The sequence below is a fragment of the Pseudobdellovibrionaceae bacterium genome (assembly GCA_019637875.1).
GTDB lineage: Bacteria > Bdellovibrionota > Bdellovibrionia > Bdellovibrionales > Bdellovibrionaceae > JAHBUW01.
The window spans coordinates 200,671-218,346 of sequence record JAHBUW010000006.1; the positions used below are offsets into that span (position 1 = coordinate 200,671).

The 17,676-nt window shown below is 59.9% G+C and carries 16 protein-coding genes; 13 read left to right on the forward strand and 3 right to left on the reverse strand.

The window, feature by feature from the left end; all coding sequences use genetic code 11:
• The first annotated feature begins 26 nt into the window (after positions 1 to 26).
• From KF767_09780 to KF767_09805, 6 genes are all read left to right on the forward strand, one after another.
• Complete coding sequence (locus KF767_09780) at positions 27 to 2,174, forward strand: PAS domain S-box protein (GenBank protein MBX3018166.1); 2,148 nt, start codon at positions 27 to 29, stop codon at positions 2,172 to 2,174.
• Between the two features lie 65 nt (positions 2,175 to 2,239).
• Positions 2,240 to 4,333 carry a hypothetical protein gene (locus KF767_09785; GenBank protein MBX3018167.1) on the forward strand — a complete coding sequence of 698 codons (2,094 nt, stop codon included), beginning with the start codon at positions 2,240 to 2,242 and terminating at the stop codon, positions 4,331 to 4,333.
• 146 nt (positions 4,334 to 4,479) lie between these two features.
• Complete coding sequence (locus tag KF767_09790) at positions 4,480 to 5,469, forward strand: hypothetical protein (GenBank protein MBX3018168.1); 990 nt, start codon at positions 4,480 to 4,482, stop codon at positions 5,467 to 5,469.
• Positions 5,470 to 5,510: 41 nt separating this feature from the next.
• Positions 5,511 to 6,302, forward strand: a complete 792-nt coding sequence (locus tag KF767_09795; GenBank protein MBX3018169.1) for a DTW domain-containing protein — start codon at positions 5,511 to 5,513, stop codon at positions 6,300 to 6,302.
• Between the two features lie 116 nt (positions 6,303 to 6,418).
• Positions 6,419 to 6,748: an RNA-binding protein gene (locus KF767_09800; GenBank protein ID MBX3018170.1), complete on the forward strand. Its 330-nt coding sequence runs from the start codon at positions 6,419 to 6,421 to the stop codon at positions 6,746 to 6,748.
• A gap of 15 nt (positions 6,749 to 6,763) precedes the next feature.
• Complete coding sequence (locus KF767_09805; protein ID MBX3018171.1) at positions 6,764 to 8,572, forward strand: DEAD/DEAH box helicase; 1,809 nt, start codon at positions 6,764 to 6,766, stop codon at positions 8,570 to 8,572.
• Between the two features lie 63 nt (positions 8,573 to 8,635).
• Here KF767_09805 and KF767_09810 read toward each other — a convergent pair whose 3' ends face one another.
• From KF767_09810 to KF767_09820, 3 genes are read right to left on the reverse strand one after another with little or no spacing between them, the layout of a single operon-like run.
• Complete coding sequence (locus KF767_09810; protein ID MBX3018172.1) at positions 8,636 to 9,061, reverse strand: organic hydroperoxide resistance protein; 426 nt, start codon at positions 9,059 to 9,061, stop codon at positions 8,636 to 8,638.
• Between the two features lie 6 nt (positions 9,062 to 9,067).
• Entirely contained in the window at positions 9,068 to 10,303 is a 1,236-nt protein-coding gene (locus KF767_09815; protein MBX3018173.1) for a toxic anion resistance protein, read from the reverse strand.
• Positions 10,300 to 11,046, reverse strand: coding sequence for a hypothetical protein (locus KF767_09820; protein MBX3018174.1), 747 nt, complete (start codon positions 11,044 to 11,046; stop codon positions 10,300 to 10,302). Before KF767_09820 ends, KF767_09815 begins: the two co-directional genes overlap by 4 nt.
• Before the next feature lie 59 nt (positions 11,047 to 11,105).
• Between KF767_09820 and KF767_09825 the strand changes: the two genes are divergently transcribed.
• From KF767_09825 to KF767_09855, 7 genes are read left to right on the forward strand one after another with little or no spacing between them, the layout of a single operon-like run.
• Positions 11,106 to 12,113: an SPFH domain-containing protein gene (locus KF767_09825; GenBank protein MBX3018175.1), complete on the forward strand. Its 1,008-nt coding sequence runs from the start codon at positions 11,106 to 11,108 to the stop codon at positions 12,111 to 12,113.
• Entirely contained in the window at positions 12,114 to 12,746 is a 633-nt protein-coding gene (locus KF767_09830) for a DUF4178 domain-containing protein (protein ID MBX3018176.1), read from the forward strand.
• Positions 12,736 to 14,052: a DUF4178 domain-containing protein gene (locus tag KF767_09835; GenBank protein ID MBX3018177.1), complete on the forward strand. Its 1,317-nt coding sequence runs from the start codon at positions 12,736 to 12,738 to the stop codon at positions 14,050 to 14,052. Before KF767_09830 ends, KF767_09835 begins: the two co-directional genes overlap by 11 nt.
• Before the next feature lies 1 nt (position 14,053).
• The gene (locus KF767_09840) at positions 14,054 to 14,191 is read left to right on the forward strand and encodes a hypothetical protein (GenBank protein MBX3018178.1); all 138 of its coding nucleotides are present in this window, start codon (positions 14,054 to 14,056) and stop codon (positions 14,189 to 14,191) included.
• Positions 14,192 to 14,203: 12 nt separating this feature from the next.
• Entirely contained in the window at positions 14,204 to 14,446 is a 243-nt protein-coding gene (locus tag KF767_09845) for a DUF350 domain-containing protein (protein MBX3018179.1), read from the forward strand.
• 9 nt (positions 14,447 to 14,455) lie between these two features.
• Positions 14,456 to 15,952 (forward strand): polyamine aminopropyltransferase, encoded by a 1,497-nt coding sequence (locus KF767_09850; GenBank protein ID MBX3018180.1) that lies wholly within the window; start codon positions 14,456 to 14,458, stop codon positions 15,950 to 15,952.
• Positions 15,942 to 17,582 (forward strand): FAD-dependent oxidoreductase, encoded by a 1,641-nt coding sequence (locus KF767_09855; protein ID MBX3018181.1) that lies wholly within the window; start codon positions 15,942 to 15,944, stop codon positions 17,580 to 17,582. Before KF767_09850 ends, KF767_09855 begins: the two co-directional genes overlap by 11 nt.
• The last annotated feature ends 94 nt before the right edge of the window (positions 17,583 to 17,676 follow it).

The window sequence follows — 17,676 nt, forward strand, 5'->3', positions numbered from 1 at the left end:
CGCGCGGGGAATGAAGGAGTCCTAACTTGCGCTCGTTTTGGATCAAGAACTTCGGCATCTTAGCTTCCGTCATGGGCATCGTCGCCGTGGTGGGGATTTGTATCGCCCATATCGAGCTGATCAACGGCGCCATGGCCATGATCGTGATGGGCTCGATCTTGACCTTAATCGTGTTCGTCATCGCGCTCGTCACGTTGGGTGGCGAATCCCAACTGATGAAAGCGGAAGAAGAGCGCGATCAGTTCTTCACGCAGTCGCTGGAGATGCTTTGTATTTCGGGCTTGGATGGATTCTTCAAAAAGCTCAACCCCGCGTTCTCGCGGACGCTCGGTTTCAGCGTCGACGAACTGCGCGCGAAACCCATCTTGGAGTTCGTACACCCCGACGATCGGGACAAAACCATTCACGAGATCAAACGTCAGGCCCAAGGCCAACAGGTGATGTCTTTCGAAAATCGTTTCCGCTGCAAAGACGGAAGCTACCGCACGCTCTCTTGGAAATCGGTGCCGATCGGCAACGTCATGTACGCCGCGGCCCGCGACGTGACCGATGATCGCAATCGGGAAGAAAGCGTTCAGAAAAGCCAGGTCCTGCTCGACGCCATGATCGACAACATCCCGATGATGATCTACATCAAGGATTCGGCCGACCTGCGCTTCGTGCGTTTCAATCGCACGGGTTCAAAACTGGTGGGATATCCTTCGGAATATTTCATCGGTAAGAACGATTCCGATTTCTTCACTCCCGAACAGGCCAACCACTTCACCAGCTGCGACCGCGACGTTTTGAAGTCCATGCAACCGCTGGACATCGAAGAGACCTTGAAAACGCGCGATCACGGGGTTCGCCAAATGCGCACCAAAAAAATCGCGATCTCCCTACCCGACGGAGAGAAGTATCTTTTAGGATTCTCGCAAGACATCACGGAACAGCGAATGGCCGAAGATGAACTGGTCAACGCGCGCCAAATCGCCGAGGACGCGAACCGCGCGAAATCGGAATTTCTGGCGAATATGTCCCACGAAATTCGGACTCCGTTGAATGGGATTATCGGGATGACCGACCTGCTGATGCGTTCGACTTTGAATGAACAGCAAAAAGAGTTCGTGAAAACGCTTGAAGAGTCGAGCTCGAACTTGCTGATGCTCATCAATGACATCTTGGACTTCTCGAAGATCGAAGCGGGCAAGATGAATCTGGAAAGTGTCAATTTCGACGCACGTTCGATCGTGAAGTCGCAAGTGAACTTACTGACCTCGCGGGCCACCGATAAGGGCCTGACCCTCGAGACCTTCATCGACCCGACGATCCCGCCCCTGCTGCGCGGCGATCCCGCCCGCATCGGTCAGGTTCTGCTCAATCTTCTGGGCAACGCGATCAAATTCACCCCGAGCGGGAAAGTCAGCGTCAGCGTGGCGTTGAAATCCCGCGACGATCAAGGCTGCACGTTGGAGTTCAGCGTGATCGACACCGGCATCGGCATCACGCCCGAGCAAAAACGGATGCTCTTCCGCCCCTTCACGCAAGCCGACGGTTCAACGGCCCGGCGCTACGGCGGCACGGGGCTGGGACTCTCCATCTGTAAAATGCTGACGGAGCTGATGGGCGGTCAAGTCGGCGTCGAAAGTGAACCCGGCAAGGGCTCGCGCTTTTTCTTTACCGTCCGGATCAAACCCGCCTTCATGGTTCTGGAATCCCCCGCACGCGTGCTGCCGCCGATCCAAACGAATCGTCGCCCCGCCAGTCCCGCCGCACCGACGACCCGCGATCGCGCGCCGCGTATCTTGGTGGCGGAAGATAACCGCGTGAATCAGATGATGGTGCTGTCGATGCTGCAAAGTTTCGGCTACTCCGCGCAGGTCGTGGCCAATGGTCGCGAGGCCGTCGACGTCTTCCGCACCTCACAGTTCGATTTGATTTTGATGGATTGCCAGATGCCGGAAATGGACGGACTCGAGGCCACCGCCTTGATTCGTGAACACGAGACCGGGACCGGCCGACGCACGCCCATCATCGCGTTCACGGCCAATGCCACCGCGCAAGACCGTGAGCAGTGCATGCAGGCCGGCATGGACGGCGTCATCACGAAGCCCGTGCGTATGGACGTCCTTCAACAAGCGCTCATCTCCTGGTTGGAAGAACCGACCGACCCCGCCCAGCGCCCAGGAAACTGACCAGGAGGCTGACCCTAGACAGAGCCTTTCCCGCGACGTTAGACTTGCGGGATCGGAGGCTCTTCATGCGTTTCATCCTTGCTCTCTGTATCCCCTTCCTGCTCGCCATGAATTTACCGGCGAACCCCGCGCCCACCAGCACCGTCACGATTCCGGTGCAAGAGTATTTGAGTCTGGTGCGACAGAACGAAAAACCCCGTTTCGTCACGATCCTGGGCGCCTCGTTGGGCGGTCGTTTCGGTGAGCGACTGAGCTTCACCTTGAACGGTCAGGCCTCAAGCCTGAATGAGAAACGCGAATTCTTGCGCTTCGACCCGCAAAACGTGAGTTTCGAAAATTGCTCGGGCGACGCGCAGATCGCGTTCGACGGCGGCAGCGCTTCACTGCTCGCGCTCGCACCGAAGTTCACGTTGAAGTGCGACATCTTGCCGAAAAACTGGGGGCAGGTGCAATTCACCCTCGTGCAGGTCATGGGCGCGAAGGCCGACGTCGCGGGCGCGGAAGCGCTGGTCTTGACCGACCCCAACGGCGATCGTCAGATCAGCGTGACCAAAGCGATCGGCGGCGGCGCACGTCCCGACGAGAATCTGCCCGTCACGGCGGTGGGACGCTTCCGGATTTCGCTGCTTCCCGAAAATGCGCGCTTCGACTACGACATCACGGTCGAAAACCCCGCACGCGGCAGCCGGCCCTTCGAGATTCGCTTCGCGAACGGCGAAAGTCCCAGCCGCGTGGCGACCGATGGCGAGTACACCGAGGACGGCGGCGTGCTGCGCCTGCGTCTGAAACCCGGCTCGAATAGCGTGCGTATCGAAGGCCCTTACACCGGCGCGAACTTCAAATCCCCCATCGCGGGCGGTCCGCACTATCTGTTGATCGAGAATCACCAGCTCTTGCAGGTGACCACCGAGTCCCAAGCGCGCCGGGTTTCGGCGCGCGATGCGGGACTGTCGTCACGCTTCGCGGGACAACGCGCGTTCTTACTCCAAACCGACGGTGAAAGCGTCGCGTGGACAACGAAAAAGCTCGACGTGCTGCCGGCGCTGGGCTTTTCGGTCGAAAACGCCGACTACAACTACTTCATTCCCACGCGTGGCAAAGGCGTCGTCGAAGCCACCTTCCGCATCAACAACCAAGGCCAACCCGAAATCCCCCTCGCGGTCGGCGGCCGTCCCCTTTATCTGGAGGTCGACGGTCAACCCCAAGTTCTCGCCACCAATCCCGACGGCGAGCTGCTGTTGCAACTCACCCCCGGTGTCCGTTCGGTCTACGTCCAGTACGAAGCGCCTACCGAAACCCGCGCGAGCATCGGCTTTCCCTTTTTGCGATTGGCGAAACCGAACTCCGTCATGAGCCAAATTCAGTCGCGCCTCAGCTTCGAAGACGGCGCGAGCCTTTTGTGGGCACAGGGTCTGAGCAAATCCGAATCGGATCTGTTCGATTTCGCTCTGCTGGCGAGCTTCGTTCTTTTCGCCGCACTGACCTACTTCGTTTTGGCGCAAGTGCCGAGGAATTGGCGCCTGGGCGCGGCCGTGGCCGCGGGCGTGATCGCGACCCATTCACTCGGCGTCGCGCTTTTAGGGGTCTTGCTTTTGGCCGTCGCCGCCCTCGTTCGTCACCGCGCACGCCTCGTCGGTTGGTTCACGGGCATCAAGTGGACGTGGGATAAAACTTTGGGCGGCCTGATCGTCGGCGGAGGGCTTGCCCTCGCGATGATGTTGGTCTTAAGTTTCACCCTTCTGAAAATCCGCGGCGATCTAACGACGGAAGGCCCCAGTGCACGCAATATGACGGCAGGCCTTCTGCAAAACAAAGTCTCAAGCTTTGGTGCCGGCGCCCGCAGCGCCGCGCCCATGATGGAATCCTACGCGGCCGAGGACCTGGCCGACGCTCCGGCCGAGCAAGCTTACGCGGAGGGCGCGGTCGGTGGGGGCGACGACTACCAAGGCCTTCCCGCGAAAGTCGTCGTACCGGAGGGCCGCCGGGTCATCCACTTCGAACGCGGCTTGATCGAAGCGAGCGCCCCCGTGATGATGTTCGCGGCGTTCGTGCATCCGGGCGTTCCCAAACTTCTCTTCTTCCTGGCGCTCGTGACCCTCGTCACGCTGGCCTACCGTGAGCGCGCGTCGCTGCGGAGCTGGCTGCGCCTTTCCGCCTGACGTCTCAAAACGAGACCGATCTTGCGCTCGGGACGGTGACGACACCAAATCGTCACCCGTCTCGGAGTGAAACGGCCTGCTCGGCCCAGATGCTTGCGACAGGGCATAGGCCTTGCTTTTTCAGAGGGGTGACACCGGAGGGGCCCATGAAAAAGCAAATCTTCATCCTGATCGTGACGAGCTGGCTGGCGGCCCCCACCTTCGCGCAAAGCCGCAAGATCGTATCCGAAGACACGCGCACGATGCCCGCGGAGCAACAAGCCGCCACGGGGACGACCACCGGTTACGCGGCCGCCGTGAACGGCCCCAGTTACCTCGACTACAGCGTTGCCGGAACGACCGCGGCGCCGCTCGCTTACCCGACGCCGCCCTCACCCGACGCGAGCCTTCCCGTCATGCAGGCCGCGATTCAGGCGTTCATGCAGTACATGCAATCGCCCGCAGGTCAGAAAAACATGTCGAAATATCCCGACTACGTGAACCCCGCCACCGTGAATCGCCAATCGACCGCGCCCTCCGTCGATCCGCGCCCGCTGAAAGACTGTGGCGGTCTCGCGCCGGCGGCGAAGGAAAAAATGAAGGCGTACCTTTCCCGCTGCGGATCCAGTCTGCGCATTCCGAACGGCAACGTCTCGATCATCGACTTCTCCACAAGCCGCCCCGTTCTTTACGTTCTTCGCCAGTCGGATCTCAGTTGCGTGACCGCGGTTCACGTCGGCTACGGCGTCAACTCGCACGGCAACCCCCCGCGCCCCAACAACACGCCATCCTCGTTGGCGACGCCCCCGGGCTTTCACATCACGAAAGTGCATAACGGTCGCGCTTATCAAGAGTTCAACTCCATCGGTATCCAGGGCATGGGCTCGGAAAATTCCAATACCGTCGGCCGCGGCGTGATCTTGCACCCCTCGAATGGTCATACCCATGGCTGCATCGGCATTCCGTGGGCCCAATTCGCCGAGATCAAGCGCCACTTGGGTTACGGCACGGTCGTCTATAACTACTTCCCGTCGCAAACCAACAACGACAGCGAGAACCGCTGCCCGACTTATCGTCAATCCTCGTACCGCACGACGTCCGTCATTTCGTCATCGCCCGCGATGGATGCGGCCGACGAGACTCTCGGTCTTCAATAATTCCCTTGGCCCCGGCCGCCGCCCCCCACTAAAATGAGGGGGTGTTGAAACTGGAAGACTACCTCCGCCAGCGCGAAGCCCTCAAGGCCAACGCCCCCCGCACTCGTGAACTCTGCCGGAGCTGCCGACAGCCCGGCTTCGCCTGTTACTGCCCGGAGCTCCGTCCCTTTCACTCGGACATCCACTTCGCGATCCTGATCCATCCCATCGAAAGCCGGCGCCGCATCGCCACCGGACGGATGTCCCATCTGACCCTGCAAAACTCCTCGTTGATCGAAGGGCAAGACTACCGCCAGAACGCCAAAGTAAACGCGCTTCTGGAGGATCCCGCGAACGACTGCCGCATCCTGTATCCGGGACCGCGCGCGACCGATCTGGGGGCCATGCCCGCAGAGGAACGGCGGCAGATGTTGACGCCCGCGCCGAACCGGCGGCTCGTCATTTTTGTGATCGATGGCACCTGGGCCACCGCACGGAAGATGATGCGCCAATCGGAAAACCTGGCCCCGCTTCCACGCCTCGCCTTTACCCCCGCTCGTCCGTCCAATTTTCGCGTGCGCAAACAGCCCCGGCCCGAGTGTTTCTCGACTTTAGAGGCGATCCACCAGCTGCTGGAATTCAGCGCTCCGGAGCGTCCCGAGCATGCGGGTCTGCTTCAAGTTTTCGATCATATGGTGGAAAAACAGCTCAATTTCATCCGCGCCTCTCATTTGAGCACCCGTAAAGTGACCTACCGCCGCGAGGAGAACCGCAAGGTCCTCGCGGGGTTGGGCCTCCTCGAGGGCGAGGAAGCACCGCAAAATGGCCCCGGCCTGGGGTTTGCCGAACCCTGACCAAATTGAGCCTTTCTTTCCCCGAAAAAGCCTGTTACTCCTCTGGGCGTACTGCTTCGAGTCTTTGGCAATAGGGCCCAAATCTCCGAATCGGTCCCCAGCCTTTAGGAGGTTTCATGGGTAAGAAATTGTACGTCGGCAACCTGCCGTACTCGGTGGACGACAACGTCCTCAACCAAACATTCGCAGATTTCGGCCAAGTCACATCGGCTAAAATCATCATCGACCGCGAAACCGGTCGTTCGAAAGGTTTCGGATTCGTCGAAATGGCGACCGATGCTGAAGCAGAAAACGCGATCAGCCAAATGAATGGCGCGGACTGGGAAGGTCGTAAACTGACCGTGAACGAAGCCCGTCCTCAAGCTCCCCGCGAAGGTGGCGGCGGCGGCGGTGGTCGTGGTGGTTTCGGTGGCGGCCGCGGTGGTGGCGGCGGCGGACGCTGGTAAGCGATCCTCCAACCGATGTCAGAACAGAATCAATCTTCTGGGAAAACCAAGAGTAAATCTTGGTTTTCTTTTTTGAAGAAAAAGAACGAATCCCCTTCGACCGACACACCTTCTCCGTCGAAGACCACATCATCCACTCCCGCAGCCACCCCCGCGAAAAACGATCGCAACTGGGGTCCCGGCCGCGGCAGTAATTACCGTGACGCGGAACGCGTCCAGCATGACAGAGCGGAACGCGGCCAAAATGACAGAGCGGAACGCAACGCCCGTCCCACGCGTGACAATCAAAACAAACGTCCCGGTCAAAACCGTCCCGAACGTGGACCGAACACCGACGCGCGCCCCGAACGCAGCGCAAATGCGTCTTCCGAAGAGCGTGGCGAAGGCGGACAACGTCGGCGTCGCCGCGGTGGTCGCGGTCGTAACCGCAATCGCGAAGGCTCAGCCCGCGAGCCCCAGTCCGGCAAACCGGATCTGGTCGGCATTCCGAATGCGCATTTCCCCGAACTGAAAACCGACGCTCCCGCACCGACTCCGGTCTCGCTGGACGAACTCGAAGGCTTCAGTGAACTGGGATTGATCGAACCCTTGCAACTCGCCGTCGCGGCCCTCGGTTACACGAGCCCGACACCGATTCAGCAGCAGTCGATTCCGCATCTGCTTCAAGGTCACGATCTGCTCGGCAACGCGCAGACCGGAACCGGCAAGACCGCGGCGTTCGCGCTGCCGATCCTGCAACGTCTTTTCGAGAATCCCCGTCGCGCCGAACCCCGCCGCTTCCGCGCGCTGGTGCTTTCGCCGACGCGTGAACTCGCGCTCCAGATTCAGCAAAGCTTCGTCGACTACGGAAAACACCTGAACCTCAGCTCGGCCGTGATTTTCGGCGGAGTGGGACAGGGACCGCAGGTCGCCGCGCTGAAACGTGGACTCGATATTCTGGTCGCGACGCCCGGACGTTTCCTGGATCTGATGGATCAGGGACATCTGGACATCTCGGGACTGGAAATCTTCGTCCTCGATGAAGCCGACCGTATGCTCGATATGGGTTTCATTCACGACATCCGCAAGATCATCAAAGTCTTGCCGGCGGAGCGTCAGAACCTGTTCTTCTCGGCCACCATGGCCAACGAGATCAACAAACTGGCTTCGAGTTTCCTGAAGAACCCCGTGCGGGTCGCGGTGAATCCGGTGTCTTCGACGGCGGAACTCATCGACCAGAAGGTCGTGTTCGTCGAAAAGGCGCACAAACGTGAACTGCTCCGGTACGTTCTGCAAAACCCCGATCTGGCGAAGGTCATCGTGTTCACACGCACGAAACACGGCGCGAATCAGGTTTCGGAAATGCTCGAGAAAAACGGCTTCAAGAGCGCCGCCATCCACGGCAACAAATCCCAGAACGCCCGTCAAAAGGCGCTGGAGAGTTTCCGTCAAGGTGACGTGCGCGTTCTGGTCGCGACCGATATCGCCGCACGCGGGATCGACATCGACGAAATCACCCACGTCATCAACTTCGAGTTGCCGAATGTGCCCGAGGACTATGTCCACCGCATCGGTCGGACCGCGCGCGCCGGAGCCAAAGGCCAAGCGATCGCGTTCTGTAATCCGGAAGAGCGTGTCGATCTGAAAAGTATCGAACGCCTGACGGGACGTCCCCTCGAAGTGACCGAATTCCCCGACTTCGTACCGACCGCGGTCTCGAGCCCCTCGTCCTCTGGCGATTTGGGCCGAGGTGGTCGCCGTGAAGGCGGAGGTCATCGCACCGGACACCGCGGCTCTGGCCGTGGTGGTGGTGGGCGCGGCGGAGGCCGCGGACGCCGTCGTTAGTTCACACAAACCGGGAGCGAACCTCCCGGTTTTTTTATTTGCGGCTCAAGGATCGGCCGACACTTAGCCGACGATCAGCTTCACTTCGATGTTACCGCGAGTGGCGTTCGAGTAAGGGCAAACTTGGTGCGCCTTTTCGACGAGCGCCTGCAATTTCGCGGTGTCGACGCCGGGAGCGCTGACTTTCATCTCGACGTTCAGACCGAAGCCGCTGGGCACTTTGCCGATGCCGACTTTCGAGTGGACTTCAAGCTCAGTGGGAAGCTGAAACTTCTCTTGGCCCGCGACGAACTTCAATGCGCCCGTAAAGCAGGCCGCGTAACCCATCGCGAAGAGCTGTTCGGGATTGGTCCCGGGACCGCCGGGGCCACCCAGTTCTTTGGGCGTCGCCAGACGGACTTTCAGTGCGTCGTCCGATGTCGCGGCGAAGCCGTCACGGCCTCCGGTGGCTTTGGCTTCCGCGGTATAAAGTGCTTTTTCAAGTTTCACCATGGACTACTTCCTCTCAGTGGGGGTGGCGTCGATTTCCAAACGAACCTGGGGCCGGGCACGGTTGCCCTCTTCCATTTTCTGAATGGTTTTTTCGGCGTCACGGGTGATGTTGTCGAGTTCAAGAATTTGCCCCGCCATTTGTGGAAGGGCGTTCATACGGAAAGTCGAGACCTCTTCCATGGCGATCTTCAGATCCTGGAAGGCATTTTTCAGCGCGTTCATGTCCAGCGAGGCCGAAGCCGCCTGCTTGTGGATTTCGGTGCCCTGGGTTTTGAGGCGCGCCGCCGTCCCCGCGATCAAGTCCGAGGTCGTCTTGTTCACGGCGTTCACCTTATCGAGCACGATCTTCTGATTCGCGAGCGCCATGGCGACGCTGGCCGCGGTTTCGAGCGCGGTGATGGTCACGTTGAGCGCGCGATTCACGCCGCGGGAAAGCTCTTTGTTGTTGCGCATGATGATTTCGGTCGCGATCACGCCCTGCTGGCTGACCGCGAGCTGCTGCTGCAGATCCATGATCCGCTGGCGCAAAGGGAAAACGAGCTCTTCGGCGACGAATTTGTGTTTGGGATCCCCGGCGGGAATGTCCCGATCCAGTTTGTACTGAAGTTTCTGGTCCATCAGCTGGCCGAGGGCGATGGCGCGCTCGAGCTTCTTCCCGGTTTCGCGCATCTGCTTTTGGTCTTCCAAAAGCGTGACGTTGTCGCGGTTCAACTGATCGCGACCGTCTTCCAAAGAACGCGTGATCGCGGCGATCACCGTCTGCGCGCTTTCGAACTTCGTGAAGTAACGCTTCAGCGGTGTCCCCACGCCCGGCAGTGCGCCCAACGCGCGCGAGAACCAACCGGGTTCGAAATCGAATTTTCCCGGATCAAGCTCTTCGACTTGCATTTTCAAATCGACCAGCGCGTTCGCGACCGGGCCGCCGTCGCCCCCGCGTTCCGCGAGCTTTTTGACGGGTTGGCGCAGCAGTTCACTTTGTTTCGCCGCGCGCTTTTGCACCTCGCCGCCCATCTGTTCGACCGAGGCCTTCAGCGAGTTCTCTTGATCGGCGTCGCCGGGATTGAAATCCAGCAAGCGGTTGACGTACTCGTCGGCGCGCGCATCCAGTTCCGGATCCTGCCCCGGGGTTGCGTGCAGGCTGTCCGGAGGCTGGATTTCGAGGGCGTTCTTCACGGCGACCGTGTCGGGAAGAACGAGAGCCGTTTTCTCAAGAGTTGCCGTGCTGGTCTTTCCCGTCATGATTCCGTTCCTTTCGAATACTTTCCGGCGCGTGCCGCGAGGTTTTGCACCTCCGCCAGGCGCGCCTCTAGTTGATCGCGTTGATCGCCTTTGGTCACGATCTGATTTAAAGCTTCATCCAGTCCACCGAGCTCCGCAAGCCCGCGAGTCACACGCTCGATTGCCGATCCGACCTCCACACGCTCCTGCACGAAACTTTCGCCCCGAACGTCCGCACGCGCGTTCAAATTTTCCAGCTGATTGCGGACGGACATCAGCTGGTCGGCCAAGGCCAAGACGGCCGCATCCACCGCGTCCTGATAGCGTGAAAAGGTGATCTCGCCGGGTTCGAACTTTTCACTCAGTCGACGCCGCAAAAGGTTCGCGCGTTGCAGCAGTTCTTCCGCGAGCGCGGCGGCCCGGGTCCCCTCCGCTTCCACCTTTTCAAGAAATTTACATTTGGAGAGCTGGCGCCGCATCTCTTCAAGTGAAGGGCGGCCACCCGTCAGAAGTGCCCGTTCCGCGGGCGCCGGCAACGTCTCCGCACCGCCGGCCAAAGATTTGGCGACGAGCGCGCGGGTCAAAGCGAGGCCCGAAGCACCGCCGATCAGAAGAAGTCCCACCACCACGGCGGGTAAAGTCGCGACGATGCCGAAGATCCCCAGCGCGACGCTCGTGGCGCCCGCGCCGGCGACCAATCCCGCACTCAGCCCGAGGGTTTTCGCACCGGAACTGCCACTTGCTTGCCCGTCATTTCTCATCATACAGTCATATCCACTTCTTTCATCGCGAGCAAGTCCGTGAGCGTACGGACAGGGAGCACGTGCGTATGGTGTTCGGATTTTTCCGCAAGCAGCTTTTGGATGTCATCGAATGGACCGAAAACGAACCGGGCGTCCTGGCCTTCCGTTTTCCCATGAAGGATCAAGAGATCCAAAACGGCGCGCAGCTCACCGTGCGTGACACGCAGATCGCGCTGTTCGTCAACGAAGGTCAGCTGGCCGATCTGTTCGAAGCCGGGCGCCATGCGCTAGCCACCCGCAACCTTCCCGTCCTGACCAATCTTAAACATTGGGACAAGGGTTTCGAGTCGCCGTTCAAATCCGATCTTTATTTCTTTTCGACGCGCGAGCAGCTCGACCAACGCTGGGGCACGACGACTCCCATTTTGGTGAAGGACAAAAACTTCGGTCCGATCCGTTTGCGCGCGTTCGGCAGCTACTCCTACCGGATCAAAAACCCGCGACTGTTCTTCCAAAAAGTCAGCGGGACCCAAGAGGTCTTCCGCGTCGAGCAGCTCGAAGGACAACTGCGTGCCGCGACCCTGACTCACCTGGCGGCCTTCCTGGGGAAAAACGAAATTCCCTTCGTCGACATGGCGGCCAACCAAATCGAATTCTCGAATTATCTGAAGGGCGCGCTGACCGAGATGTTCCAATCCTACGGTTTGGAACTGGAGTCGTTCTTCGTGCAAAGCCTGTCGCTCCCCGACGAGTTGCAGGGTCATTTGGATAAGGTCGCCTCGATGAAAATGCTGGGCGATCTGCGCAACTACGCCCAGTTTCAGGCGGCGGACAGCATCTCGATCGCGGCGGGAAATTCCGGCGGCGCGGCTGGTGCGGGCGCCTCCATGGGTGTGGGCCTGGCGATGTCGCAGGCCATGGCGCAGAGCGCGGGTGGAGCGGTAGCGACCGCCACAGAAAAGCCGGCGGCAACGGCGGAAGATCCCATGGCCACGATCAAAAAACTCCACGACATGATGAAAGACGGCATCATCAGCAGCGAAGAGTTCGAGGCCAAAAAAGCCGAGCTCATGAAAAGGATCACGTAAGTGGCCCTGAACGTCAGCTGCCCCGCCTGCGGGGCCGCAATTCCCTTCAAATCCCGGGCGTCGATCTTCGGTGTCTGCGGTTTCTGCCGAAATGCGGTCGCGCGGAAAGGCGTGAACGCCGAGACCATCGGCAAAATGTCCGAGATGCCTCCCGATATGAGCCCGCTGAAAATCGGCACGACGGGATACTTCGACGGCAAACGTTTCGAGCTGATCGGCCGCGCGAAGATGACCTGGTCCGCCGGTCATTGGAACGAGTGGTACGCGCTTTTCGATGACGGTCGCGACGGCTGGTTGGCCGACGCGCAGGGCTTCTATTTGATGAGTTTTGAAAACCGCGAACCGGGAGCCCTTCCCGCGAAGGACAGTCTACGCGTGGGGCATCCGGTCCAGCTGGCGGGCGCGACTTACAACGTCGATGACTTACGCGAAGTGAAATGCGCGGCCAGCGAAGGGGAGCTCAGCCTCGAAGCCCGCGCCGGACGCGAAGCCCTGAACGTGGACCTGTCGGCAGAGCAAGGTCGCTTCGCCGGTTTGGAATACGGTCCGCAGGGCACGCGCGTCTTCCAAGGCAAGTATGCCGAATTCGAGGACTTCCGTTTTCAGAATTTGAGGAAATTCGATGGCTGGTGAACCCAAAGTCGCCTCAGGACGTTTGATCAACTGCACGTCTTGCGGCGCAAACATTCTGATTCGCGCGCAGGGACTGAGCGTCGTCGCGGTCTGCGACAAATGCCAATCCGAACTCGATACCACCGACGAAACCCTACGCGTGCTGACGACGCTCAAGCAGCGGCAAAGACGCGCGCAGGTCATTGAACTCGGCGGGCGCGGACGCGTGCACGGCAATCTTTACGAATGCATCGGCTATATGGAACGCTCCGACGACTCGGGCGTTTATATGTGGAGCGAATATCTGCTGTTCAATCCGGCGCGGGGTTTTCGCTGGCTGACGGAGTTCGACGGTCACTGGAACTACACCAAGGTGACGAAAAATCCTCCGCGCAATGCGGAGTCGTACCAGCCCTCGATCCACTACCTGGACAAGGACTATCATCTTTTCCACAAGGGACACGCCAAAGTGCAGTTCGTGCGCGGCGAGTTCAACTGGCAGGTGAAAGTCGGCGAACGCGTGACGGTGCGCGATTACATCAGCCCGCCCGAGATGTTGTCCTTCGAAGGCGACGAAAAAGAGGCGATCTGGTCCGTCAGCACCTACATCGAAGCCGATAAAATCCGTGATGGATTCGGGATCAAAGAGGCCATGCCCCCGCAGACGGGCGTCGGCCCCAACCAGCCGACCACGCTGGCCGAAACCTCGTCGGGCATCTTGGGTTACTTCGCGATGTTCATCCTGGCGCTTTTCATGCTCCAGACGTTCTTTATCCTCACCGCGGATCGCGCCGTCGTTTTCCGCACCGAAGCGACCCATGATCCCATGGACCCGGTCAAAACGAAGGTCACGCCGCCTTTCGAGCTGAAGGGCTACCGCTCGAATTTGCTTTTCGATCTGGATACGAACCTGAACAACGGCTGGCTTTCCGTCAGTGCGGACCTCATCAACGAAGAGACCGGCGAGTCCCTCGCTTTCGAACACGGCGCGGAAACCTACACGGGCCGCGACTCCGACGGCACCTGGCGCGAAGGCAGTCGCCATGCGGACTTGATCATCTCAAGCGTGCCCGCGGGGCGATACCACATCAACTACGAAACGGACTCGCGCTCGGGCCCCTCGTGGATGCAGGCGAACTCGATGAACCCCATGAGCTACGGACTCACCGTCTGGCGCAACGTACCCACTTGGTCGAATCTGCTGTGGGCGATGGGCGTGCTGACGATTTTCCCGGTTTTCGCCTGGTGGCGCAGCCGCAGCTTTGAAGTGAATCGCTGGTCGACCAGCGACTTCTCGCCGTACTTCAGCGAAGACGAGGACGATTGATATGAAACTCTTCTATATCATTTTTGGCAGCACCATCTGCGTGCTTTTTCTCTACGCGGGCGCCACCGGCTGGAGCGTCATGTCCGGATCGGCCGCCACCTGGGGCGCACGCGGCGCCGCGGGATTTCATCACAAATAAAAGGAGTCTTCCATGCCCGAACAAATCGTCCTCGTTCCCGAACAGCTCATCAACTTGAAGTACATCGTCGCCGCGCTCGTTTACTCGGCGCTCGGTATCGTGATCTTGGTCGCGGGATTCTGGGTCTTCGACCGCCTGACGCCCGGACATCTGTGGCAAGAGATCGTCGAAGAACAAAATACCGCGCTCGCGATCGTGGCCGGTGCCATGGCCATCGCGATGGCGATGATCATCTCGGCATCCCTGCACGGTTAAGGCGGTTTCGTGTCCTACGTTCTGCTCTTCTCGGTTTTCGTCATCGCGACCTGCGGTCTGGTTTACGAACTGATCGCGGGCGCGCTCGCGAGCTATCTTTTGGGCGACTCGGTGACCCAGTTTTCGACCGTCATCGGGGTTTACCTGTTCTCCATGGGGATCGGCTCTTACCTGTCCAAGTTCATCAACCGCAATTTGATGTCGGTCTTCATTCAGGTCGAGCTCTTGGTCGGGATGGTCGGCGGCTGCTCGGCGGCGATTTTATTCTTGTCGTTCGAGCACGTGGCCTCGTTTCGCATTCTGTTGTACTCGCTCGTGGTTCTGACCGGAACGCTCGTGGGTTTCGAAATTCCGATCCTGATGCGGATCTTGCAAAACCAGTTCGACTTCAAAGATCTGGTCTCGAAGGTATTCACCTTCGACTACATCGGCGCGCTGCTCGCGTCGCTCGTTTTCCCTTTGGTTTTGGTCCCGCACCTGGGCCTGGTGCGCTCGGCCTTTCTGTTCGGCATTTTCAACGTGGCGGTCGCGATCTGGGCGCTCTTTCTGTTCAGCGACCACATCAAGTGGATCAAAAGCATGAAGATGACGAGCTTCGCCGTCTTCGCCTTCTTGATCGCGGGCTTCGTGCTGTCCGACCGCATCCTGGGTTTCGCCGAAACGGCCAGCTACTCGGACCCCGTCGTTTACACCAAATCCACGCCCTACCAGCGCATCGTCGTCACCCAGACTCCGGGCGACGTGCGTCTTTTCTTGAACGGGAACCTGCAGTTCAGTTCGCGTGACGAATACCGTTACCACGAAGCCCTTGTGCATATGGGGATGGGCTCGCTCGCCGCTCCGCGGACCGCGCTGATCCTGGGCGGTGGCGATGGCCTCGCCGCGCGCGAGATTCTGAAGTATCCGTCCATCGAGAAGGTGGTGCTGGTGGATCTGGACCCCGCGATGACCCAGCTTTTCAGTTCACAAGAGGGACTGCGCCGCCTGAACGAGGATGCGCTCCTCTCTCCGAAAATGCATGTCGTGAATCGCGACGCCTTCATGTGGCTGCGCGAAAACCAAGAGCAGTTCGACTTCATCGCGGTGGACTTTCCCGATCCCAGTAACTTCACCGTCGGCAAACTCTACACCAATACCTTCTACCGCCAGCTCCGCACGGCACTCGCGCCGAACGGTGTTGGCGTCGTGCAAAGCACCTCCCCTTACGTCGCGAAGAAAACTTTCTGGACGATCGACAATACGCTCCGCTCGGTGGGCTTCCGGACTTTGCCTTACCACGTCTACGTCCCCGCCTTCGGCGATTGGGGTTACATCCTCTTCGGCAACGTGGCGCCGACGCTCCCCACGAAGATGCCCGAAGGCCTGAAGTACATGAATCTCGATATCGCCCGCACGCTGGTCGAGTTCCCCGCCGACATGAAAGTCGCGGTCACCGACGTGAACAAACTCAACAACCAGATCCTGGTTCGATACTTCGAACAAGAGTGGGCGGAGTATGCTCACTAAACTGATCACCCGGCGCGAAGCGCTGCACGTTCTGGGCGCCACCGGTGGCCTGCTGGCCCTGGGTGGAGCGGGTCTCGCGACTCGCGAACTTCTGAACCGGCCGCGCTTCAACCATATCCCGGCGAAACTTCACGGCGCGAATCTCAAGATCGGGCATCTTCTGCGCGAGGCGATCAAAGCGGTCCCGCAGGACACACGCGACATCGGCACACTCATCGTGGGCGGCGGCATCGCGGGGCTTTCGGCCGCTTGGTTCTTACAGAAAAACGGCGTCACCGACTTCGAAGTGCTGGAGCTCGATCGCGAGGTCGGCGGCAATTCCGCTTCGGGAAAAAACGAGGTCTCGGCCTATCCGTGGGCCGCGCACTACGTCCCTTTGCCCTCGCCCGAGGCGAGAGAGGTGCGCGCACTTTTCGAAGAGCTTGGCATCATCACCGGCTACCGGGATGGTCTTCCGGTTTACAACGAGTATTATCTCTGCGCGGATCCGCACGAACGTCTTTTCGATCGCGGCGTCTGGAGCGAAAGCCTGGTCCCCAACGTGGGCCTGACGCCAGATGAGCGCGCGAAGCTGCGCGAATTCTTCACTTTCACCGACTCGCTGAAGAACAAGCGCGGGCGCGATGGCCGGGTGATCTTCAACATTCCGCTCGAGCACAGCTCCGTCGATCCGGATTGGCGAAGGCTGGACCGCGTGAGCTTCCAGGATTTCCTGAAAGAGCGCGGCTGGGACGTGGCGCCGCTGCAATGGTACGTGGACTACTGTTGCCGCGACGACTACGGCTTTCGCGCCGAGTTCGTTTCGGCATGGGCGGGGCTTCACTACTTCGCTTCGCGTTCGGGCGAAGCCGCCAATGCCGACGCGCAGACCGTTTTGACGTGGCCCGAAGGCAACGGCTGGATCGCGCAGAAACTTCGCGACAAACTGGAAAAACACCTGCGCGTGAACCGCCTGGCCTACCGCATTCAGAACGAGGGCGACTTTGTGCTGGTGGACGTCATCAAAGCCGACTCGGGCGAAGTGATGCGCTACCGTGCGAAGGACGTCATCTACGCCGGCCCCCGCTTCACCGCGAATCATATCGTGAAGGACCTGCCGCGACTGCCCTCGCCCGAACATGCGCCCTGGGTCGTCGCGAATGTGACGGTCGAGCGCGTCCCCGTCACCGAAGGCGCGCCGCTCAGCTGGGACAACGTCAGCACCTACAGTCCCTCTTTGGGCTACATCGTCGCGAATCATCAGGATCTGACCATCCTGCGGACCGCGAAAGTGCTGACCTATTACCGCCCCATGGACGAAAGGGATGCGAAAACCGAACGCGAAGAGGCGCAAAAACGCACGCTCGAAGAATGGCGCGAAATGGTGCTCGCGGATCTGGAGCGTATGCATCCGGGCCTGCACCGCGAGGTGCGTGCTATTGACATCTGGGTCTGGGGCCACGGCATGCCCTCGCCCGGCATCGATTACGTCTGGAATACCGAACGCGAGAAAAGATTCGCCCCGTTCGGACGCGTGCATTTCGCCCACGCCGACCAAAGCGGAATTTCGGTTTTCGAAGAGGCGCAGTTTCGCGGCGTCGAAGCCGCCCGCCGGGTTCTCAAGAAACGTCCCCCGGATCGGCCCGCGTGAAAAACGCCTGGCTGCGCGGCCCCGTTTTCGATTCGATCTGGATTTTAGGGCCCCCGCTGTTCGCGGTGGCGCTCTCACTGTTTCTGGTGCAAAG